The sequence below is a fragment of the Bradyrhizobium sp. USDA 4506 genome, assembly GCF_054058795.1.
The window spans coordinates 169,903-193,125 of the sequence record NZ_JBSSBM010000001.1 but is presented as its reverse complement, the minus strand read 5'-3'; the positions used below and the strand labels follow the sequence as shown (position 1 = coordinate 193,125).

Sequence of the window (23,223 nt, the reverse complement as noted above, 5' to 3'; positions counted from 1 at the left end):
CGCGTTGTGCGTGAGAGGCCGATTCCGGCTCGTTCGCCGGGCGTTGTGAGCGTGCTTGATTGCTCCGACGGAGAAGGTCGGCATGGCGCGATGCACCTAACGGGAGCGATTAAGTCGACGTGGTTGGTCATGATGTGTCGCAGCGAGGTGTTTGCGAGCGCGGCACAAGCCCAATCTCGGCCATGCGGCCTCCGCAGACGGGACACAAGTCGAGGCGGTGACCAGTGAGGACGGTATAGCGCTCACGATAGTCGACAGGTTCGGCACGCGGAGGCGGCTCCGGCGCCTCAAGCGCCGCTCGGATGCGCGCGAGTTTGGCCGCGCGGCAGGCGTTCGCCAGGAAGCTAAAATGACGGATGCGGCGGAACCCCTTCGGCAAAACGTGGAGCAGAAAGCGACGAATGAACTCCTCAGTGTCGAGCGTCATCACTTTGGCTTTGTTGCCGGCGCGATAATCCTTCCACCGGAAGCGGACGTGGCCCTGCTCACAGGTAAGGAGCCGGCCGTTGGCGATCGCAACGCGATGGGTGTAGCGCCCGAGATAGGCCAGAACCTGCTCTGGCCCGCCGAAGGGACGCTTGGCGTAGACGACCCATTCGACCTTGCGGAGAGCGTTCAGATAGCGGCCGAATGCGGCTGGCTCGACGAGGTGCGTGAGGTGGCCGAAGAACTGGAGCTTGGTATTATCGAACGCCGCCTGCAGGCGCTCCAGGAATAGCCGACGATACAATCGTGACAGGACGCGGACGGGAAGGAAGAAGCCAGGACGACAAGGAACCCAGCTTCCGTCAGGGGCAATCCCGCCGCCCGGCACGAGGCAACGGGCATGCGGATGATGCGTAAGGGTTTGGCCCCAGGTATGGAGAATGGCAATCATCCCGGTCTCGGCACCGAGATGCTTTGGGTCGGCACTGATGAGACGGATCGTCTCGGCTGCCGTCTTGAGCAAGATGTCGTAGACCACCGCCTTGTTCTGTAGCGCGATGGCGGCCACGGGCGCCGGCACGGTGAAGACGACGTGAAAATAGGGCACCGGCAGCAGGTCGGCCTGGCGATCGGCGAGCCATTGGGCGCGCGCGCGAGCGCTTGGCACTTTGGACAGTGCCGATCGCGACAGCTGTTATAGGCGACGCGAACCAGGCCGCAGTCGTCGCACCGCTCGACATGGCCGCCGAGCGTCGCTGTGCGGCACGCCTCGATGGCCACCATCACACGGCGCTGGTCGGATGAAAGCCGAGAGCTCTGTGCGGCACGGAATGCGGCGCCGTGGCGGCGGAAGATGTCCGCCACCTCGAGCACGGGGCGCATCTGCGCAGCTCAGTCGGGTGGGATCACCGTGATGGAGAGCCGGTCGAATGGGCTGGTCGACCGAGGCCGTGCAACTGTTCAACTCGGCGTTGGAGCAGTGCCCGAAGTCGTCTATCGAATATGATGCGGCGGCGGCGGAACTAAATCGGATCGCGCATTAGCGAACTGCCTGACGTTTGCTTCGAATCCCTTTTGACCATGTCCGCGGCCCGTTTCCGCGATCATGATCAGCGGCGCGTTCGTGTTGCCGAAACGATAGTTGGCATGATCGAGGCCTCGATCATCTGCAACCCCTGGACTCCGTGGACACTAAATCTGTCATCGACCACGGCCATCGCGTTTGCCCCATCTTAGCCGTACCGACCGGTAATGGATCGTCCCGCCCTTGCCACGCGCAAAGTCTAGTAGCTCGTCGTCGGCCTGTTCCCGCCGGGATCAACCTCTTCCGCGATGGAGCGGGCGAGCGGCGGCGCCTCCTTTAGGGATTGCGCAACAAAAGATCGAGAATGACCTTCGCAGCCGTCTCGCTCGGCGGAGCGGGTACTTGCAGCCGCTGCCAGGTTAATCTGAAGCCTTCCATCATTGCGCGGCGCTGCAGAGTGTCTGCTGAGAGGCGTTCCGCCCAGCGGCAGAGGCTTCCCGCTCGCACAACTTCATTGATGTATTCCGGGACAATGGGATAGTCCGCGATCAGGTTCGGCAGTGCGGCCGACCAAATCTTTATCCTTTTGGACATTAACCTGATCAGCCAATCGCTTTTGTAGGCGGACACCGCCGGAATGTTTGAGAGGGCAAGCTCGAGAATGACGGTTCCAGAGGCTGCTATTGCTGCATCAGCTTCCGCAAAGGCCGTCCATTTGGCTTCCGTGTCTGAGGTGACCTCTACTGGAAACGGAAGCGTTAGTGCCTTCTCACGAACAAGGCTTTCTTGGTGCGGCACAGTAGGCAAAATGAAGCGCGTAGGACCATTGCGTGCGATGAATTCTCGAGCCGCCTCGCCAAAGACAGGCAAGAGTGTTCTTATCTCTGCGGCCCGTGAGCCAGGCAAGAGCAAAATTGTTCTCTCTTCGGGAGCCCCCAGGGGGCGGCAAGCGCGAATGTTCCGGACCTTCAAAAGTGCCGGATCGTGGGTAAGGCGATGGCCTACGTACGTTGTTTCGGGGCCACCGAGCCGGCGCATAGCCTCTTCCTCAAAAGGCAGCAAAGCAAGTACATGATCCACATAGCCACGCATTACAGTGGCGCGATGTTCCTTCCAGGCCCAAACGCTCGGGCAAACGTAGTGTACAATGAGCAGTTCGGGTAATGCTGCGCGAACCTTCTTCGCCACCCGGTGCGTGAAATCGGGGCTGTCGATTAGAATGAGCACATTCGGTTTTGCTGCGACGATCGCCGCCGCCGTCTGCCTTATGCGCCTAGCGAAATTCGGTAAACGCAAAAGAGCCTGCGTGAACCCCATAATGGACAGCTCGGTGAAATCGAAAAGCGAGCAAAGCCCGTGCGCTTGGAGCGCCTCACCTCCCACGCCCACTAGCGCTATTGGAGCATCATGGGCAGCTTTCAGAGCCGCGATCAGATCACCGCCTAGAAGATCACCGGACACTTCTCCAGCGACAACGGCTATCTTTAGACCTCTTTCATGAGCGAACATACACTGCACCACGCTTTCTTCTTTCTACTGCTTAAGCCTGGACCAAAAAGTGGCGCAGTAGTCGACAGGAGTCTCGACGCTTAGCCCCGATCTCAAAGCCGAATTGCGACGAATCGTCGATCTTGACCAGTTCCGACGTTATCCGGTTCCGCGTTTGTTGGCGACCTGCGGTCAGAACTACCGAACTCAGCCTATCCCGCGCTTTTTTGTTCGTTGTGCCGAAAGTCGGTGCTCCTCGGTCAAGCGCAGCCATTGCGCGCGGTTGTGTCGGCTCTCGGCTTGGTCTTGGCCGTGTCGGGCCTTCATCACCCGTAGCAGTCTGGCGTGCTCTTGTCGCAGTCTGCTCGGCTCGCTCCAATGCCCATGTAACTCGCGCCGAGATCTTTCACGGGCTTGTATCCGCGCGCGGTCGCCCGCAGCCGCTTGCAGCAATCCCTCTGCCGCGTGCAGAGCTTGTCCCACAACCTGACCCACCCGATATCGGCCTCCAGGTTCTGCTCGGAGTCGTCAGGTGCGCGAACCAATCGCTTTTGCTCGTTGCGCTTCGACTCAAGTCGATCGAGCCGGGTATCGATCTGTTCCAACTTGATTTGCGCAAGACGCTCTTCTTTGGCGGCGGTCGCTGCTGTTTCCTGGGCGTCAAGGCGACGACGCGTGGACCGGCCCGTCGGGCGAAATCAGCAAGTTCCCGTTCGATGACCTGCGGTGCCGCGGTAGCACGTTGGCCATCGGTCACCGTGCCGACTTCGGCCAGGATCTCTTCGAGGTTCGACGGGCACCTTGGCTGAGTGTATCAAGCACGGAGACTGGCCTTGCTCTACTCATAGCAACCCTAACGCTCCACGGCTATCCTCGTCGGCGGCGCGAGTGCCAGCGCGGGCGAACCCAAGAAGGGTTTGCAGGCGTTCTTCCGCCTCATCGCCAGTCGAGCGCCCATCGGGGCCTTCAGGATTTACCGAATCATATAGCAGGAAGCGCTTACGGAGCTTCCATACATTACCGCCAAACTCGAGGGACGGATCGATGGTGGGTGTTACATCATCGCCACGTGGTCGAAATGAGCGGACGCGATCACTTCGTGATCCATGCCGCTCGACTAGTACGGCCCACAACGCCTTCAGCACCAGTTCCTCCGCCGGTCAGAAATGCCCTTCTTCAGCAGCCTGGGAAACCGTCGATTATCGACGTCGACGCCGCACTCGATCTATTAAGAGGTAAATTACGGGAATCGTATAGAGGGTGAGTGCCTGGGATACGAAAAGACCGCCGATAACCGTGATACCAAGAGGTCGGCGCAGGTCGGTACCGACCCCCGTAGCAACGATGAGAGGAATGCTGGCAAATACAGTCGCCAAGGTCGTCATCAAGATCGGACGGAAGCGAGCTCTGCAGGCCTCTAGAATCGCATCGATCGACGACATCCCGGTCTGACGCTCTGCGTCCAGCGCAAAATCCACGATCATAATGCCGTTCTTCTTTGCGATGCCCATCACAAGAATAATCCCGACAAGCGCGATCACGCTCAACGGTGTATTGGTGAGTTGCAGGGCCAGAAGCGCACCAAGTCCGGCGGATGGCAGGGTTGAGATGATGGTCAGCGGATGAGCGAGGCTCTCGTAAAGGATTCCCAGCACGATGTACATGGCCGCTACAGCGGCCAAGAATAGGAGCGGCAGGCGGCTGCTCGCCTTACTGGAATCACCTGCGATGCCATCAAAGCTCCCGCGGATATCTTGGGGCATATGCAACTCCTCGACCGCACGCTGGATATTGGAGGCCGCGACCGGCAGCGACACACCTGGCAGAAGATTGAATGATACGGTGGTCGAGGGAAACGATTGCGAATGGTAGACCGCCAGCGGCGCCAGCCCTCGCTGCACGCGCGCCACCGCCGACAGCGGCACCTGCACGTCGTTGGTGCCCGCGACGTAGATGCGGTCGAGATTGGCGGGATCGACCTGGAATCTCGGGTCGATCTCCAGCACCACCGTGTACTGGTTTCGCTGGGTATAGATGATCGAGATTTGCCGCTGCGAAAACGCGTTATTAAGCGCATTGTCGATGTCCTGCACCTGCACTCCGAGTCTTGAGGCTGCCTGACGATCAATCGAGAGCATCAACTGTAGTCCACCAGTAGCATCCTGATCGCTGGAAATGTCGGTAACGCCATCGACAGTCTCCATGCGTTTGGAGACGATCGGTGTCCATTGCTGCAGGAGATTGAGGTCCGTGCTATGAAGTGTGTATTGGTATTGGGAATCGCTCTGCCGTCCGCTGGTGGGAAGGTCCTGCACTGAAACCATGAACAGGCGGATGTTTGGTACCCTCGAGAGGTTGCGTCGTAAGCGATCAATCACGAGCTGTGTCTGAACATGCTCCCGCTCCTCGGGCGGCTTCAAGGTAATGAACATATTACCTCTGTTGACGCTCTGACCGCCGCCATTGATGATCGAGCCGATGGAGGCAACTGCTGGATCCGACAGCACTATGCCGGCGAGTTGTTGCTGCGATGATGCCATGGCTTGAAACGAAACATCGGAGGACGCCCGCGTTGCGCCGAAAATGAATCCGCTATCGTCGCTGGGAAAAAATGCCTTGGGGACTCTGACGTAGAGCACCGCCGTTGACGCAATGGTCGCCAGGAATACGATCATGATTAGAAGTGGATGCTCAAGCGTACACTTCAGAGTTCGCTGATAGAATTCCACCATGCGCACCAGCGTTTCCTCGATGAGATGGTCGAACCAAGTCACGCGATTGGGTGGGATTTCCTTGACAAAATGCGCGTAAATCATGGGTGTTGTCGTGAGCGAGACGAACAAGGAGATGAGAATGGCAAAGGTCAACGTCAGGGAGAACTCACGCAACAGCCGACCCACGAAACCATCCATGAAGATCAGCGGCGTGAAAACGGCAATGAGCGACAGGCTGATTGACAGCACGGTAAAACCGACCTGTTTAGCTCCTCGTAGCGCCGCATAATACGGTGGCATGCCAGATTCGAGATTGCGAGATATGTTTTCAATCATGACGATGGCATCGTCAACGACGAAGCCGATTGAGATCGTGAGCGCCATGAGAGAGAGGTTATTGATGGAATAACCGGTGGCCCACATGCCAACGCAGGGGCCGGCCAGTGTCAACGGCACGGTAACGCCAGCAGCAATAGTCGACGCCAATCGTCTCAGAAAGACCAGCACGAGCAGCATCATCAAGATCACTGCCGCCACTAATGTATGCTGCATATCTCGCATGCTCGCGCGTATGCTTTTGGTCAAGTCAACCAAGGTCGAGACTTCGATTGCCGTCGGAATCGACTGCTCTAGTTCGGAAATTGCAGCCTTAATGCGTTCGACTGTATCTATGATGTTGGCATCGCTTTGTTTAGCGATTTGGATTATGATGGCCGGTTGTTTATTGAACCAAGCTATAGATCGGACGTTCCGAACGGAATCTTCGATGTAGGCGACGTCAGACAACCGCACGAAATTGCCGTGCGAGCTTTTGACGAGGATGTCGCGGAACTCTTTCGCCGTGCGCATCTGCTTGTTCAGCGACAGCGTCTCGCTCTGGCGCTCGCCGTTGAAGATGCCGACCGGGCCGAGTGGATTGGCATTGACGATCGCGGTGCGCACGTCGTCGGTGGCGATGCCGGCGTTCGACAGGGCTACTGGGTTAAGCGCGATACGCACCGCCGGCTGGTCGCTGCCGGTCAGGGTCACGTTGCCAACGCCCGGCACTTGCGATAGCCGTTGCGTAAGCACGGTGTCAGCAAGGTCGTAGATCGCGCTGGTTGAAATCGTTTTGGATGTCAGCGCCAGCACATAGACCGGCATCGCCGCAGTGTTGGCCTTGCGGAAGCGCGGCAGCGCTGGCAGATCGCTCGGCAGATCGACGAGCGCGGCGTTGATCGCGGCCTGCACATCACGTGCGGCGTGATCAATGTCGCGACCCATCGAAAACTGTAACTGGATGGTGCTCGTGCCGAGTGTGCTGGTTGAGATGATCTGGTCGATGCCCGCGATCTTACCCAGTCGCCGCTCCAGCGGCGCCGCAACGGTCGCTGCCATCACCGACGGATCGGCGCCCGGCCGGCTTGCGGAGACGAAGATGGCGGGGAAATCCACGTTCGGAAGCGCGGCCACGGGCAGGAACTCGTAGGCCACGACGCCCAGCAGGAACAGCCCGATCGAGAGCAGCGTGGTGGCGACGGGCCTGCGGATGAAGAGCTCCGAGATCGATGCCATCACTGCATCCCCTCGGTCGCCCCGGCCGCGGGCGGCCCTTCAGGCTCGGGCGGCGGCACCGCTTGCTCGAGCCGGCGGTTGATGCGGTCGAGCGCGAGATAGATCACCGGCGTCGTGTAGAGCGTCAGCAACTGGCTGAGCAGCAGGCCGCCGATGATCGAGATGCCCAGCGGAAAGCGCAGCTCCGAGCCGGTGCCGCTCTCGACCGCAAGTGGCAAGGCGCCGAACAGCGCAGCCAGCGTCGTCATCATGATCGGGCGGAAGCGCAGCAGGCAGGCCTGCACGATCGCATCGGTGGCCGACATCCCCTGCCCGCGCTCGGCCTCGAGCGCGAAGTCGATCATCATGATCGCGTTCTTCTTGACGATGCCCATCAGGAGGATGATGCCGATCAGGCCGATCACCGAGAGGTCCTGACCGAACAGCATCAGGGCCAGGATCGCGCCGACGCCGGCCGACGGCAGCGTCGAGAGGATGGTGATCGGATGGATGTAGCTCTCATAGAGCACGCCGAGCACGATGTAGATGGTGATGATGGCGGCGAGCAGCAGCCAGGGCTGCCCGGCGAGCGCCTTGGCGAACTCGGCGGCATCACCGGCATAGACGCCGACGATGCTGCCGGGCATGCCGATGCGGGTCTCGATCGCTTTCACCGCCTCGACCGCGTCGCCGAGAGCGGCCCCCGGCGCGAGGTTGAAGCTGAGCGAGACCGCCGGGAATTGCGCCTGGTGCGAGATCGCCAGCGGTGCCGTCGTCCGTGTGAGCGTCGCCACGGCCGACAGCGGCACTTGGGCGTTGGGCGCGCCCACGGTGGCGCTCGCGGCACCCGGTAGATAGAGCTTCGACAGGATCGACGGATCGCGCTGATACATCGGCAGCGCCTCCAGCACCACGCGGTACTGGTTGGCCTGGCCGTAGATGGTGGAAATCTGCCGCTGCGCGAAGGCATCGTTCAGGGTGTCGGTGATGCCTTGCAGGTTGACGCCGAGCTGGCCGGCGCGGGTCCGGTCGACGTCGAGCTGGGCGCGCAAGCCGCCCTCCTGCGCCTCCGAGGACACGTCGCGGAATAGCGGATCCCGCCGCATCTCGGCGACCAGCTTGCGCGACCATTCCGAGACGGATGCCGCGTCGGTGCCGGTGAGCGTGTACTGATATTGCGAACGGCTCGACTGGGTCGAGATCTGCACGTCCTGGACTGGCTGGAAGTACACGGTCATGCCGGGGATCGCGGCAACCCTGTTCTTCAGCCTGTCGACGACCACGCTGACATCGTCGCGCCGCTCGCCACGCGGCTTGAGCGTCATGACGAGGCGCCCGACATTGGTGGTCGGATTGACGGAGCCTGCCCCGATCACCGAGACGACGCCGACCACGTCAGGATCGGCCTTGATGGCATCGGCGGCCTCGGCCTGCCGCTTCTGCATCCCGGCGAAGGAGACGTCGGGGCCGGCCTCCGTCACTGCCGTGATCGAGGCCGTGTCCTGGAGCGGCAGAAAGCCCTTGGGCGCGACGACGTAGAGAGCCAGGGTCGCGATCAGCGTGGCGAAGGTCACGACCAGGGTCGCGCGCTGGCGCTCCAGCACCCACAACAGGCTCCGGTGATAGAAGCCGACGGTCCAGTCGATAAAGCGGCTGACGGCGGCAAGTCCCGGCACCGCCAATTGCTCATGGGCGTGCTTGAGGAGGCGCGAGCACATCATCGGCGTCAGCGTCAGCGAGACCACCGCCGAGGTCACGACCGCGATCGTCAGCGTCAGCGCGAATTCGCGGAACATCCGGCCCACGAGGCCCGACATGAACAGAAGCGGGATGAAGACGGCGATCAGCGACACCGTCAGCGAGATCACGGTGAAGCCGATCTCGCTCGCGCCCCTGAGCGAGGCCTGCATCGCGCTCTCGCCATTCTCCATGTGGCGGACGATATTCTCGATCATCACGATGGCATCGTCGACCACGAAGCCTGTGCCGATGGTCAGCGCCATCAGCGACAGGTTGTCGAGGCTGAAGCCGGCGAAATACATGATGCCGAAGCTCGTGATCAGCGACAGCGGCAGCGCGACGCCGGCGATCAACGTGGCCCGCAGCGAGCGCAGGAAGAGCAGCACCACCAGCGTCACCAGCACCACGCTCAAGATCAGCGTGAACTGCACGTCGTGGACGGAGGCACGGATGGTGACGGTGCGGTCGGAGACCACGGTCAGCTTCACGCCGGCGGGAATTGCGCGCTGGACCTTCGGGATCTCCGCCCGGATCTGGCTGACCACGTCGATCACGTTGGCGCCGGGCTGACGCTGGATGTCGATGATGACGGCCGGCGTCCCCTGGTACCAGCCGCCGGTGCGGTCGTTCTCCAGGCCGTCGATGATCTGTGCGACGTCGCCGATCGTGACCGGCGAGCCGTTGCGGTAGGCCACGATGACTGGCCGGTAGGCATCGGCGGCGGCGATCTGGTCGTTGGCCGCAATCAGGTAGGACTGCTGCGCGCCGTCGAGCGAGCCCTTCGGCCCCGAGACGTTGGCGCCCGCGATCGCGCTACGCAGGTCCTCCATGGCGATACCGTAGGCAGCCAGGCGCGCCAGGTCGGCCTGGATGCGCACAGCGGGCTTCAGGCCCCCCAGCACCGTCACGCGGCCGACACCGGAAATCTGGCTCAGCCGCTGTGCCAGGATCGTATCGGCGATGTCGCTCATCGCGCGCAGCGAAATGGTCTCGGAGCGCAGCGCAAGCGTCATGACCGGCGCATCCGCCGGGTTCACCTTGGCATAGGTCGGCGGGTAAGGCAGCGTCCTCGGCAACACGCCGGCGGCCGCGTTGATCGCGGCCTGGACGTCCTGCGTCGCGCCGTCGATGTCGCGGTTGAGATCGAATTGCAGCGAGATCTGGCTGACGCCGAACGAGCTCGTCGAATTCATCGCCGACAGCGACGGGATCTGGCCAAGCTGCCGCTCCAGCGGCGCGGTAATGAGCGAGGCGATGACGTCGGGGCTCGCGCCGGGCAGTTGCGTCGTCACCTGCACGGTCGGGAAGTCGACCTGTGGCAGCGCGGAGACCGGAAGCGAGAAATAGCCGAGCGCGCCGCCGATCAGCAGCGCGATGCCGAGCAGCGAGGTCGCGATCGGCCGGCGAATGAAGGGTTCGGAGACGCCCATGACGCGATCAGTTGGTCGAAATCGGGATCATGGCTGCTTCGCTCCACTGCCCGATGAATCTGCCCCCTGCGCCGGTCCGGTCTGGCCCTTCTGGTCGCCCTCGCCGCTCTGCCGTTTGCCGCGACGCTCGCCGTCCTTGCCTTGTCTGTCCTTGCCTTGCCCGTCCTTGGCCTGACCGTCTTTCTGACCATCCTTCTGGCCGGGCTGGGGTGCGCGGGTGCGCTTGCGCGGCGCGAGATCGGCCGACGGCGTCTGGTCGTCGCGGCCGACGATCACCTTGGAGCCGTCGGAGAGATTGGCAAAGCCTGTGGTGACGACACGATCGCTCGGTGACAGGCCGCTCGCGATCACGGCGTCGTGCTCGTTCTGCTGCGTCACCGTCACGGGTTTTGCCGAAACGATATCGCCCTCGCCGATCACATAGCTGAAGGTTCCGACCGGGCCGCGCTGCACGGCTGATGTCGGCACCACCAGCGCTTTCGGTAGCGTCTCGACCTTGAGGCGGACATTGACGAATTGGCCCGGCCAGAGCTGGTAGTTGGCGTTGGGGAATTCCGCCTTGAGCTTGAGCGTGCCGGTGGTCGGATCGACCTGGTTGTCAAGCCCGGTCAGCTTGCCGGTGTCGATCACCGTGATGCCGTCATTGCCGAACACGTCGACCTGCAACGCGCTCTTCGCCGCCGCCGCGTTGACCCGCATGATCTGCTGCTGCGGCAGGCTGAACCACACCGCGATCGGCTGCAATTGCGTGATGACGACGAGGCCCGTGGTGTCGGCGGCATGGATGATGTTGCCCTGGTCGACCTGGCGACGGCCCGCGCGGCCCGAGAGCGGCGCCACGATCTTGGTGTAGCTGAGCGTCGCCGCCGCATTGTCGATCGCAGCCTGGTCGGCCTTGACCAGCGCCTCGGTCTGCGCGACCAGCGCGCGCTGGGTATCGGCCTGTTGCTTGGAGCCGGCGTTGGAGGCGGCGAGCTGCTCGTAGCGCGTGAGGTCGATGCGCTGGTTGGCGAGCTGGGCCTGGTCCTGCGCCTTTTTGGCCACGGCCTGTTCGTATTGCGCCTGGTAGATCGCGGGATCGATCTCCGCGAGCACGTCGCCCTTCTTGACGTCCTGGCCTTCGGTATAGTTCACCGCGATCAGCTTGCCATCGACCTGCGAGCGCACGGTCACGGTGTTGAGCGCGCGGATCGCGCCGACGCCGTCGAGATAGACCGGCACGTCCTGGATGCGCGGGATCGCCGCCAGCACCGGCACCGGCAGATCGGGCCGCGCATTGCGGTCATTCGCCGGCTTCTGGTGCCATGCGATCCAGCCGAGATAGCCGAGCCCGCCGGGGATCGCGAGCGTGATCAGCGTGGCAACAAAGCGGCGGCCGCGCCGGGACCTGCCGCGCTTGCCCGCCTTGTCCTTCGCGCCTTCCTTGGTATCCGGCTTAAAGAGCATTGACCGGTTTCTCCATCCTCGGCTCCCAGCCGCCGCCCAAAGCCTGGTACAGGCTGACGATCGCCAGCAGCCGCGCAAGCTGCGCCTGCCATAGCGCGTCTTCCGCCTGAAACAGCGTTTGCTGGACGTTCAGCACGGCCACGATGTCGGCCGTGCCGGCGCGCAATTGCTGCTCGGCGAGCTCGAAGGCACGACGCGACGAGGCAAGCACATCGCGCTGCAACTGCAGCCTGATCGTGGTCTGCTTGATCGAATACAGCGCATTGTCGACATCCGCGAAGGCTTGAACGATTGTCTTGCGGTAGGCTTGGAGCAACTCGTCCTGGCGTGCCTGGGTATACTGGAAATTGCCGAGGATCCTGCCGCCGTCGAAGATCGGCTGCGTCGCGCTGCCGACGAGCTGGAAGAAGGCCGCATGCGGCTGGAACAGCGACACCAGCGCCGAGCTCTGATAGCCGCCGTTCCCGGTGAGCTGGATGGTCGGAAAGAACTGGGCGCGGGCATTGCCGATATTGGCGGTGGCGGACGCAAGCTGCGCTTCCTGCCGGCGAATATCAGGCCGCTGCGTCAACAGCTCGGACGGCAACCCCGGTGTGACGCGCGGAATCGCGATTTGGTTCAGGGAGCCGCCCGTGACGCGCACGCTCTCCCGCGGCCGCGACACCAGCACGGCCAGTGCGTTGATGTTCTGGTCGAGCGTCTGCCGGAGCGACGGCACCAGCGCCTTCTGGTTCGCCACCACGCTCTCCTGCTGCGCAACGTCGAGGTCCGTGCCCGTGCCCGCCTTGCGCCGCTCCTTGATGGCATCGAGGATCCGCTGGGCGCTGGCGATGTTGCTTTGCGAGGTGCGCAAGCGGTCCTGCGAGGCCAGCACCTGGAAATAGGCGTTGGCGACGCTGGACAGCGTCGTCAGCGCGACGACGTCGCGATCGAACCGATTGGCGGTGGCGGTCTCTTCCGCGGCCTGCAGCGCGTCGCGATTCTGGCCCCAGAAGTCGAGCTGGTAGCTCGCGCTCAGCGACACCGAATAGTTGACGACCTCGCGGCCGCCGATGGACAGGCCCGAGGCGCTCGAACCCGAGGTGCGTGAGTAGGTTTCTGAGCCGCTGCCCGATAGGCTCGGCAGCAGTGCTGCGCCCGCCTGCCGCGCCTGGGCGTCGGCCTCGACTATGCGTGAGACGGCGGCTGCAATATCTAGGTTGACGGTCTCAGCTTCCTCCATCAATTGCGTCAGCTCCGTCGAACGAAAACCGCGCCACCAGTCGAGCGGCGGTGGCGCATCGGGCTTGCCGGCGTATTTGTATTGGCTGGGCACGTCGAGCGCCGGATCGGGCAGATCCTGCGTCAGCACGCAGCCGGCTGAACTCATCGCAATGGAAACGGCCGTCAACAACCTGGCTGCAGGTAGTACCCGGGGAGCGCGGCCGCAACACCGCCTCAGGGCGGCCATGGGGACTTCCTGCATCACCTCCACCCCCTGCGGGGCAACTCTAGAGACCACGACGCGGATGAAGCAGCGGATGCGCGATGAAGTGATTTACAGACCTTCTGCGGCTGACCGACGGGAGCGATTTGCGCGGCAAGAAAGTCTACGTCTCTCCGCTTCGGCGGGCGATTTCGTCCCAGGTGCTGTCTCGGATAAATTGGAAGCCACCTACCAATCCTGGAAGCGAAGATCCAAAAATTGGTAGAAACGACAAAATGCAGGGAAACTACGCGTCGAATAAATCCGACGTTATGATCGAACCTCAAATTTGATCCCATCACTAGCTGACTCGTCCTGAGCATCTCGGTCCGCACAAGCGCTTGAGGACGGCAATTCGAACTAGCAGGCCGGCACATCATCACAATTCACGGGGGCACTGCTGCAGATCTGGTCTACGGCGGTTCAGTCGTTACAGCTTTCAACTTTGGGCGCAAGCAGTTGGGCTAGATCTGGACATCTGGCAGCCTTTAAGTGCGGTCATATGAGATTGCTAGCCCCTCTGATATCGCGCTTTGGCTGCCGAGCGGCGCAAGTCGGTGGTGATCCGCTCGAGTTGATGCTTCTGTATTCACGATGAAGTCTCGAACCTGCACGCGAGATCAAATGCGTCATTTTCGATCGATAACTGGTTCGCAGTGTCGCAGCAATTGTTCCGGTCGTTCCCGCAAAGACATCGGGCGTTGTCTGTAGAAGCACGAGCCGGACGCGCAGCGCGCGCTCATGTAATAGAGGAAGCTCGTCTACAGGCTTGAGCAACTCGAGAGCTTCGCCGCTAATGTCGGAGAGCATTCCGCTGTCATTCCTCAAATTTCTACCGGCTTCATGAGAACGTCTGCGCGCGCGATTTTTGCGACCGTGACCATTCATCGTGCGGACCTTTGATCGCCGCGAGCGATAGCGGACCTGCGGGCGAGCCACTCTCTGCGCATCCATTCGGCCTCCTCTTTAGTCGGCGAGACGCGCACGAAATAGTCTATTGAGAGATCGTGACGACATCATGAAGTAGTGTACCCGCATCTCCCACTGAAATTTACACCACATGCGTACACCTACTTCCGCTGCTATTTGACTCGATGCGCAGCAACATCAATTGACATGCGATGGAATTACCGCCATATCGGATGCACGTCAAGATTGCGTTTTGTGCGACATGGCATGGTGCAACGTTGAGTAGATCAAGGTCACAAGCTTCTTCCGACAAGATCGCTGTGGTTGGTATGGCTTGTCGCTTTCCGGGTGACTGCAATTCCCCAGAGGAGTTCTGGCGCTTTCTTGCTGAAGAGCGAAGTGCGGTGTCGCGCATTCCGGAGACTCGATTCGATCCGGAAAAATATCGGGATCAAGATGCTTCGCGAAGCAGTCTAATCTACACGGATAGAGGGGCGTTTCTGAATGGTATCGAATTTTTCGATGCGTCCTTCTTTAATATATCCCCCCGAGAGGCCCACGGCATAGATCCGCAGCAACGTCTGTTGCTCGAGGTTGCGTGGGAGGCGTTGCAGCGAGCTAATCAAGTCGTTACTAGCGGCGCGAACAGCTGCGGGCTGTTTGTCGGACTGAGTAACGATGACTACTCACATCTAAATTTGAGCAGCGATGCGTTGGACCACATCACGGTTTACAATGCGCTCGGCACTGCACGCAGTATCGCTGCAGGTCGCGTTGCCTACCATCTCGGCTTTCGCGGGCCGGTAATTCAACTCGATACCGCATGTTCGTCGGCATTGTCGGCAATACATTTGGCGTGCCAGAGCCTCGCACTTTTTGAGTGCGACGTGGCATTGGCGGCCGGTGTGAATGCGATTATTTCACCCCATAAGTACGTGGCTCTCTGCAGGCTTAATGCCCTCTCTGCGCGAGGGGTGCAAAGCGCTTTCGACGATGGCGCGGACGGTTACGTTCGCGGTGAAGGATGTGGCGTCATCGTGTTGAAGCGTCTGAAAGACGCGGAGCTGGCGAATGACAATATTATAGCGACGATTGTCTCGTCCGCGATGAACCATGATGGTGCAAGCAATGGGCTCACAGCACCAAACGGGCGCGCTCAAGTTGGCTTACTTAATGCGGCACTGAGCCGAAGTGGCGTGGATCCAGGCGAGGTGGGATACATCGAAGCGCATGGTTCTGGCACGCAGCTTGGAGATCCGATTGAAATACGCGCGCTCGGGGAAGCTTTTAGTCGTCGTTCTCTTCCCTTGATGGTTGGTTCGGTTAAGAACAATATTGGTCATCTTGAGGCGGCAGCTGGCGTCGCCGGCTTTCAGAAGCTCGTAATGTGTTTGGTCAACGGAGCGGTTCCGGCGCATATCAACTGCCCTAATCCAAACAAACTCGTCGACTGGCAGGCGCTTAAGTTGAACCTGCCTCAAACTATGAGTGGCTGGGAGCCGAGGGGTGGTCGGTTGTGTGGTGGGGTGAGCTCCTTTGGCCTGAGCGGCACCAACGTGCACATTCTCGTCGAGCGATACACTCCGCCGATGCGTCAGAGTTCAAGCGCGAAGCATCAGCTTCACATGGAACGACCGCTCCATCTATGGGCATTTTCCGATCGTTCTCTTGATCGACTACAGCGGCGCATCGAGCGCTTCGCGGCGGAATCCAGCACGGAAGATTGTGCTGATATCGGTTACACGTTGAATACGAGACGTGAACACGGCCGGGTAAGAACAATCGTTGCCGCCGCCACGACGGCGGACGGCTTGAAGATGATGGAACAGAAGCGTTTTGAGTTTAGGGATTCTTCGAAAGAAGCGCGAAGGCCGAGGATTGTCTTCTTGTTCACTGGCCAAGGTGCGCAGTATCGGGGAATGGGAAAGGAGCTCTATCAAAGTAGCCCATACTTTAAGGACCTGATCGATGAATGTGCGGAGCTCTTGAAGCCGCACATGTCTCGCCCGGTTCTAAGCGTTTTGTTTGAGGGTGAATCAGATTCCTTAATAAATCAAACAGAATACTCTCAACCTTGCCTATTCGTTCTTGAATACTGTCTCGCGAAGCTTTGGGAACGATGGGGCATTTCGCCAGATGTCGTTCTAGGCCACAGCGTGGGGGAGCTAGTGGCGGCGACTGTTGCGGGGGTCATGTCACTATCAGATGGCCTTAAGCTAGTGGCGGCTCGTGGCAGGCTCATGCAATCAACGAGCGCCGAAGGCGGAATGCTGGTCGTGGAGGGCCCCGTCGATCAGGTGTTGGCTGAGATTCGTCAGATGGACCGGGGTATTGATGTGGCAGCGATCAACAGTCCTGCGCAGATCGTGGTCTCGGGCCGCAAATCTGAACTTGTAGCTTATCAGGCCTCGCTGCAGAGAAAGGGTGTCGGCACGAGCTTCCTTGAAGTCTCGCATGCCTTTCATTCTCGCTTGCTGGATCCGATGATCGATCCATTCCGCGCGGTGGCCGAGGGAATTTCCTTCCGCAAGCCGAAAATTCCGTTGGTGTCGAATGTCACTGGTTCGTTCACGGATGGCATTATGGATGCGCGGTATTGGGCCCGTCATGTCAGAGCATCTGTACGCTTTTCTGATTCAATTCGCCTGCTGCTCTCAGAGGAGGCTAACGCTTTCATCGAGATCGGGCCACAACCAATTCTCACCAATCTCGGGTCGCAGCAAGATGAGGTGCGAAGGAATGAGTGGCTCCTTTCGATGCGTCGAACGCAAAGCCCTTGGAAAACGCTGCTCGGGAGTCTCGCCAACCTCTACCTCGCGGGTGTCAAGGTCGATTGGCTCGGCTTCGACATAGACTATGTCCGCAATCTGGTCGTGCTGCCGACCTATCCCCTGGCCAAGCAAAAATTCTGGACTGAGATCGGCTTGCCTTTCGGTGCCGAACGAAACCTCTAGTACTCGGATTGTGACCACGCCATGTCCAATGAACGCTTTGTAACGATCGCTTCGCTAGTCCGAAAGCATTTGGCAGACATCCTGTTTGTCGAACCGGAACAGCTTGATGACGACACGAACTTTTTTGAGTTTGGCCTAGATTCTCTGATGGGCGTTGAGATGATCAAGCGACTAAAGCATGATCTAGGATCGACGCTTGAACTCACCAGCACCTCAGTCTTCGAGAACCCCAGCATCAAGGCTCTCACGCTTCATCTTGCCAATCAGGTAGGCGCACAAGCTGACGCGAAGCCGAGTTCAGCTGTCAGTTCCAGCGCGCCACTCGAAGATCAACGCCCAGCGCTAGAATCGGAACAATCCGAAGTAGCCAATGACAACGTCGTGTCAATTCTTGCCGTAGTCAGAAGACATCTCGCCGAGATATGCGGACTAACCCCGTCTGATGTCGATGACGACTTCATTACGTTCAACGAACTCGGCATGGACGCTGCGATGCGAGTCGATCTCATTCGACGACTCAACTCTGAAGGGTTGACGGATAGATCTCTGTCGAGTGGCGATACCTACCAGTATGTCTCGGTAGTCGAATTCTGCCGATATATTTCGAGGCATGGTCGGTCATTCGATGATGCAGACGGTGTGCGCGAACTTGACTCCGAACGTTCCACCGAAGTCAACGGTCAAGACTTCGGTCAGATCGTTCCTGTACCCGCTCTCCCGAGTTCGATTACGGTCACCGTCGATCGAACTCTCGGACGCAGTGCAATCGAGATGGAATTGCGGAACGTAGCTGTGGCAGCCGCTCGCCAAGTGATGCCGCTCGCCGACAGCGTTCTGAACGAGTTCAGCTATTTTCCAAGGGTCCTCGAGAGCAGCTGCTCTGACGAAATCACACTTTCTACCCATGTGGTTTGCCGAACCAATGGAGAGTGGCAGGTCAACATAGTGGAAGCGACAGAAGAAGCTCAACAGACTGGCTTGGTGCCACTGCTGGTCGCGGTAGCAACACTGAGAAAGTCGTCGTCGCTCAAAGCTATTGCCTAGGGACAAACCAGTGAAATTTGGATTGATGTTTTTTGGCGGCAATGCAGATACCGCCGTGGACCGATACGAGCTAGTGCACCATTGTGCACGCTATGCCGACGACAATGGGCTCGCCGCGGTATGGCTTCCTGAGCGCCACTTCTCGCGCCTTGGTGGATTGTTTTCCAATCCGTCTGTCGTGCTAGCTTCGCTTGCTGCAATCACCAAGCGTGTTTCTTTGAGGACAGGGTCGATCGTGCTTCCTCTTCACGACCCGGCACACGTGGTCGAGACGTTCTCCGCGATAGACAATCTTTCGAATGGACGAGTTGGCCTTGGGTTCGCATCTGGATGGAATCCGGACGACTTTGCGTTCAAGCGCGATCGGTTTGCTGGACGTGCCGATCTCTTGTTTACATCGCTTGAAACTGTTCGGCAGATCTGGGCGACGGGTGCAGCCGCCGTCATCAATGGCTTAGGCAGTGCCACCAAAGTGAACGTGTACCCACCGCCTGTACAATCGATGCCGCCAATGTGGATTGCGGTCGGTCGCTCGCCCTCAACGTTCCAACGTGCTGGAGCGGCAGGAGTCAATCTGCTTACGCATATGCTTGACGTCGATATCGATCAACTTGGTGAAAGGATAGCGCTTTATCGGGACGCGCGCCGCAGTGCCGGACTGGACCCTAAGGGGGGCACCGTCACTGTTATGTTGCATACGTATATTGCGGAAAGCGAAGCCGCAGCGATTTCCGCTGCGAAAGGCCCGTATTGTGAATTTCTCAAATCTAATATTGATCTTTTCGGGAAGCTTGCTGAAAGCCGCGGGATCGCGCGTGGTGTAAATGCTCGCGAGACTATCCACGCAAGCGTTGACGAATTCGCGGAGATTCTTTTCGATCGGTTTTACGCAAGCCGTTCCCTGATTGGCACTCTAGATAGTTGCCAGGCATTTGTTCGAAGACTGGAGTCCGCTGGCGTTGACGAGATTGCCTGTCTTCTGGACTTTGGTCCTAGCAGTGACCTGGTCAAAGAAGGCCTGCTGCGTATTTCTTTGCTGCAGGGTCGCCTTGACGGGGGTGCAACGTGTGAACCCGGGATCGCGGTCCAAACCCCGTACAATCGGCTTGAAAGCGACTCAACTAATACCGGCGAAGAGCCGCATGCCTTAGTTGAAGCGGTCGATGGACGTCCGCTCGCGAAGGTAAACGACTCTCCATCCATAAGCGGGGGCCCGCGCGCTGGAATCTATTTTGATGTCGAGTGGCTTCCGGTTGCCTCTCCGTTATTGGAGGTTCGGCACGCGCGATGCGATGACGTGGCCATATTGTTCGCGGTCGATCGACCCTTAGCTGACGCGGTGGCTCAAAAGTTACGTGAGGGAGGCGGTACGGTTTACGTCGTTCAATTTGGAACGGAATTCAGGCAGACGAACGACGACTTCGTGATCGATCGCACGCGAGAAGATCATTACAACTGGGTCCTCGGCCTCGTTTTCGATCGACACGAGCGTGAAACGATCCGCGTGCTGAACCTCATACCGTTGGGCGTGGGACCGGCGGTCGGAATAGATGAGGCGGCTTCGCGGCTAGCAATAGATCTTTGCTACGACTGTTCAATATTGATCGCTAAGGTCTGTTCCGTATTTAATAAGCGAAAGGCGCACACGTTACATATCGCTACGGAAAACGCCGTAAATATCCCTGACGTGGATCAATCGATTAATGTCTACAACTCGCTCGCACTCGGTATTGGTCGGGTTCTCGAATACGAAGCTAACTCACCTGAGACGAGAGTAATCGATTTCGGCCAAAATATTGCAATGCCGGGGGTGGCAGCAAAGCTTGCTGCCCTGGTAATGAGGGAAACCACTGCGAACGCTCCGAGACAGGTCGCGCTCCGGGGAGAACAAATATTCGCACCGGTGTTAGTCGAGCAGTCGCGGCGTCTGCGAGAGCAGCCCAAGAGAAATGTCGTTGTAAGACCAGGCGCCAGCTATCTCATTTCCGGCGGACTCGGGGCGCTGGGATTGCTCTTCGCAGCTCGGCTCGTCGAACAGGGTGCCAAGACGTTGATCCTGTGCCATCGCCGCGAGTTACCGCCGAGGCAAGCCTGGCCCGACGAAGTAAAGCGAAAAACCCCTCATGCAGATTGCATCCGCCAGCTGCTGAAGCTTGAGGCGAGCGGAGCGGTCGTGCACGCGGTGCGAGTGGACGTGACAGATTTCGCGGAGGTGTCGACCAAGATCAACGAGTTGTATCGCCAGGGTGTCCCGCGAGTTGCAGGTGTGTTGCATGCGGCGGGAGTTGCTCCTGATTTCGGGCCCTTCGAGGAGATCAGCTTGGAGCGATCCAGGGCTGTGATGGATCCGAAGATCCGCGGGGCCCTGAATCTCCATCGATTGTTTCTTGATACCACGCTTGATTTTTTCACTCTGTTCTCTTCGTGGGCGGGCCTGCTGGGGGCGCTTGGGAAGAATTTGCTTCCGTACTCGGTCGCCAATGGATTTCTCGACGCGCTTTCTCGACACCGTCGCCAGGCTGGACTTGCTTCACTCAGTATCGCGTGGGGTGATTGGACAGGGATAGGAATGAGAGCGGCCGCGGAGGCCCGCGGTGGATCGGGGCTACTGCCGCTTGACTGGGCAATTTCGCCGTCGACCGGGATTAGCGCGTTTGGCGATTTGGTGGGATCGCCGATTGCAGTTGCCTCCGTCACCCCGGTTAACTGGCGCGATTTTGGGGTGCTGTTTCCAGATGCGACAGCAAGAGGACTTCTGAGAAGAGTTGTTGCCGCAGAGCACAAATCTCTCGAAGCGCCGAGAGCAATGGCCCAACTAACCTTGCCTGGGGAAGGGGACGTCGAACGCTGGCTGCTCGGTACGTTGTCTGAGGGACGGCAGGCTATTGGCGATCTGGATTACGATAAGACACTCGCTGGCCTTGGCCTGGATTCTCTCGAAATCTTGGAACTTAGACGGCGGATAATGGGCGCGTTTGGCTGCAGCTTGCCGCTCAAGCTGCTGATGGGCGCGGGTACTTCACTACGCGATATCGTAAAACGAATCGCAACAGAAGGCGATCGGACGATCTCACAAGAGCCGGATCAAGCAGCTCTCAACGCCGCTCCAGCGGAGAGAACTGTCCTGCCATTGTCGTCTTCGCAGGAGCGCATGTGGGTTCTGAACCAGATGGATCCTTCCGGGACGGCCTACAACATGTCGGCGGTGTTCCATGTTAGAGGACAGCTGGATGTATCCGCCTTAACGTCTGCAGCTCGGGCGATTGTGGCCCGACATGAAGCGCTGCGGACGTCCTTCGGGAACGATGACGGTATCCCCTACCAGTGTATTGAACCAGAGATCCCGTTTGAAATCATCCAGATCGAGTGCGCGCGTATGGACAAGGCGGCGATCGAGGATCTGATCGATGCGCAGCTCAGCAAACCGTTTGATCTGGGTCGTGCACCTCTAATGAGAATTCATGTCTATAGGTGTAATCCCGAAGAACGCTATGTCGCTCTTGAGATGCACCACATTATCGCTGACGGATGGTCGAACGGAATATTGCTTGCCGAGTTCGAGGCTCTTTATGCTCATCATGCATTTCGTGCACCGCTGACATTGCCGAATGCAAAGGCTCAGTACCGCGAGTTCGCTACAGCGCAACTTGATAATGGTACCGCCGAAAAAATCGCCGCAGGACTAGAGTATTGGAAGCATGAGCTTGCGGGCGCGGGAGAGTTCTGTGTTCCGACCGATTATCACCTCGGCCACAGTCGCGCGGTTGGCGTGCACCGCATTCCCTTGGCTCTATCGAGTCTAGATTGCGCAGCTCTCTCGCAACTGGCCCGTGATCGCGGGACTACGGGATACACTCTTCTTCTCGCTCTATTCATGCTTATGCTGCACGAGTTTTCTGACAGTAGCGATATTGTTGTGGGGATGCCCGTGGCAAACCGGGATGACTCACGCTTTCGAAATACAATTGGTCTGTTTGCGAACACAATGCCGATCAAAATGCGGATACCTGACGATGTGGACCTGACGGCATTTCTGAGCCAACTTCATGCCAAAGTCGTCAATGGCATGGAGCACTCGCACGCACCATTTGAGAAGATTGTATCCGCTGTGGCGGTTACGCGTAATGCAGACCGGAATCCTCTGTACCAAGTTTTGTTCGCGCCTCAAATCGTCCTCAACGACAATCTTCGACTGCGCGGACTAGACGTCAGTCCGGTGCACTATACTCCAAAGCATAGCGTTGTAGATATCACTGCGTCGGTTACCTTGAGTGAGGAAGGGACGTCCGGCTATATCGAGTTCGACAAGAGATTGTTCGCCCAGGAGACGGCAGCCAGCATGGTCCAGTGCTTCCACGAGCTGGCAGGGCGGGCCGCTCGCGGCTCCTTGTCATGATGCTAGACCTGTAAGGTGCAGGCGATGCCGCGATACAGGCTGCTCGGTGGTTGTGAGACCTTTTGCGCTGATGATGGAGAGATGCGAGCCCTCTGCAGGGAGACCTTCGGGCGGCGATACGACTTGCAGCAAGGGATCGATCTAGACTGGGTTCGCTGCATCGTCCGCATGGGTAACATCAGATCGGTTGGTCTTTCCTTCTATTGGCGCCAACTGGGAGTTCGATCGCTTGCATCGGCGTCGATCCCCGAAGCGCGCGAGATCTTGCGTGCAATATTGTCTTACGCGATGGGGAGGGTCAGGCTCGCCAATGTTGGCTTGTCGAGCATGCCCGGTTTGGCGAGCTTTGCGTTCTATCCAAGCAACAGAGCTTTGTCCGATCAGAAGGCGGATCAGGCAAAAGGTGCGGCTCTTGCGAGCGTGTGTCTCAGAAATCGTCAATGAGCGCGCGCGACATCTGCGTGTTGCTCGAGTCAAAGTTCGTGAGCCGGCAAGTCAGGTGTGGGACGTCGTGCAGAGGAATGAGCTCTCAAGACTAGAAAGTGGGACAGATTTCGGCAGAAGCCGCGAGGATGCTCTTCGGTCTTTCTGTCAATGGCCTCTATGACGCCAAGGTAAGGGACGATTCGCGTGATAACGCCGAGTTATGGGCGG

Annotated in this window: 10 protein-coding genes and 1 pseudogene; 3 read left to right on the top strand and 8 right to left on the bottom strand. The window is 59.2% G+C overall.

The window, feature by feature from the left end; translation table 11 throughout:
• Window positions 1-127: 127 nt before the first annotated feature.
• The 8 genes and pseudogenes from ACVIHF_RS00815 to ACVIHF_RS00780 all read right to left on the bottom strand — a co-directional run bounded on the left by ACVIHF_RS00815 (window position 128) and on the right by ACVIHF_RS00780 (window position 13,266).
• A pseudogene (locus ACVIHF_RS00815) lies at window positions 128-1,308 on the bottom strand (IS91 family transposase).
• Window positions 1,309-1,535: 227 nt separating this feature from the next.
• Complete coding sequence (locus tag ACVIHF_RS00810; RefSeq protein ID WP_253610496.1) at window positions 1,536-1,643, bottom strand: GMC oxidoreductase; 108 nt, start codon at window positions 1,641-1,643, stop codon at window positions 1,536-1,538.
• 143 nt (window positions 1,644-1,786) lie between these two features.
• Window positions 1,787-2,959 carry a lipid-A-disaccharide synthase gene (lpxB, locus tag ACVIHF_RS00805; protein ID WP_253610495.1) on the bottom strand — a complete coding sequence of 391 codons (1,173 nt, stop codon included), beginning with the start codon at window positions 2,957-2,959 and terminating at the stop codon, window positions 1,787-1,789.
• Window positions 2,960-3,264: 305 nt separating this feature from the next.
• Window positions 3,265-3,543, bottom strand: a complete 279-nt coding sequence (locus ACVIHF_RS00800; RefSeq protein ID WP_253610494.1) for a hypothetical protein — start codon at window positions 3,541-3,543, stop codon at window positions 3,265-3,267.
• A gap of 594 nt (window positions 3,544-4,137) precedes the next feature.
• Complete coding sequence (locus ACVIHF_RS00795) at window positions 4,138-7,206, bottom strand: efflux RND transporter permease subunit (protein ID WP_456791456.1); 3,069 nt, start codon at window positions 7,204-7,206, stop codon at window positions 4,138-4,140.
• Window positions 7,206-10,355, bottom strand: a complete 3,150-nt coding sequence (locus ACVIHF_RS00790) for an efflux RND transporter permease subunit (RefSeq protein WP_253610492.1) — start codon at window positions 10,353-10,355, stop codon at window positions 7,206-7,208. The genes ACVIHF_RS00795 and ACVIHF_RS00790 overlap by 1 nt, the downstream gene beginning before the upstream one ends.
• A gap of 27 nt (window positions 10,356-10,382) precedes the next feature.
• Window positions 10,383-11,801, bottom strand: a complete 1,419-nt coding sequence (locus tag ACVIHF_RS00785; protein WP_456791455.1) for an efflux RND transporter periplasmic adaptor subunit — start codon at window positions 11,799-11,801, stop codon at window positions 10,383-10,385.
• Window positions 11,791-13,266, bottom strand: coding sequence for an efflux transporter outer membrane subunit (locus tag ACVIHF_RS00780; protein ID WP_375167171.1), 1,476 nt, complete (start codon window positions 13,264-13,266; stop codon window positions 11,791-11,793). Before ACVIHF_RS00780 ends, ACVIHF_RS00785 begins: the two co-directional genes overlap by 11 nt.
• A 1,121-nt stretch (window positions 13,267-14,387) precedes the next feature.
• Between ACVIHF_RS00780 and ACVIHF_RS00775 the strand changes: the two genes are divergently transcribed.
• Genes ACVIHF_RS00775 through ACVIHF_RS00765 form a run of 3 tightly spaced genes read left to right on the top strand, consistent with a single transcriptional unit; the run spans window position 14,388 to window position 22,569 of the window.
• Complete coding sequence (locus ACVIHF_RS00775; protein ID WP_253610489.1) at window positions 14,388-17,129, top strand: type I polyketide synthase; 2,742 nt, start codon at window positions 14,388-14,390, stop codon at window positions 17,127-17,129.
• Between the two features lie 21 nt (window positions 17,130-17,150).
• The gene (locus tag ACVIHF_RS00770; protein ID WP_456791454.1) at window positions 17,151-18,173 is read left to right on the top strand and encodes an acyl carrier protein; all 1,023 of its coding nucleotides are present in this window, start codon (window positions 17,151-17,153) and stop codon (window positions 18,171-18,173) included.
• Window positions 18,174-18,183: 10 nt separating this feature from the next.
• The gene (locus ACVIHF_RS00765) at window positions 18,184-22,569 is read left to right on the top strand and encodes a MupA/Atu3671 family FMN-dependent luciferase-like monooxygenase (RefSeq protein WP_456791453.1); all 4,386 of its coding nucleotides are present in this window, start codon (window positions 18,184-18,186) and stop codon (window positions 22,567-22,569) included.
• Window positions 22,570-23,223 lie beyond the last annotated feature (654 nt).

Bases quoted from the DNA above. Each gene is read 5' to 3' on its own strand.
- ACVIHF_RS00810 (WP_253610496.1), bottom strand. From the start codon at position 1,643: ATGGCCGTGGTCGATGACAGATTTAGTGTCCACGGAGTCCAGGGGTTG.
- lpxB (WP_253610495.1), bottom strand. From the start codon at position 2,959: ATGTTCGCTCATGAAAGAGGTCTAAAGATAGCCGTTGTCGCTGGAGAA.
- ACVIHF_RS00795 (WP_456791456.1), bottom strand. From the start codon at position 7,206: ATGGCATCGATCTCGGAGCTCTTCATCCGCAGGCCCGTCGCCACCACG.
- ACVIHF_RS00790 (WP_253610492.1), bottom strand. From the start codon at position 10,355: ATGGGCGTCTCCGAACCCTTCATTCGCCGGCCGATCGCGACCTCGCTG.
- ACVIHF_RS00785 (WP_456791455.1), bottom strand. From the start codon at position 11,801: ATGCTCTTTAAGCCGGATACCAAGGAAGGCGCGAAGGACAAGGCGGGC.
- ACVIHF_RS00780 (WP_375167171.1), bottom strand. From the start codon at position 13,266: ATGCAGGAAGTCCCCATGGCCGCCCTGAGGCGGTGTTGCGGCCGCGCT.
- ACVIHF_RS00775 (WP_253610489.1), top strand. From the start codon at position 14,388: ATGGAATTACCGCCATATCGGATGCACGTCAAGATTGCGTTTTGTGCG.
- ACVIHF_RS00770 (WP_456791454.1), top strand. From the start codon at position 17,151: ATGTCCAATGAACGCTTTGTAACGATCGCTTCGCTAGTCCGAAAGCAT.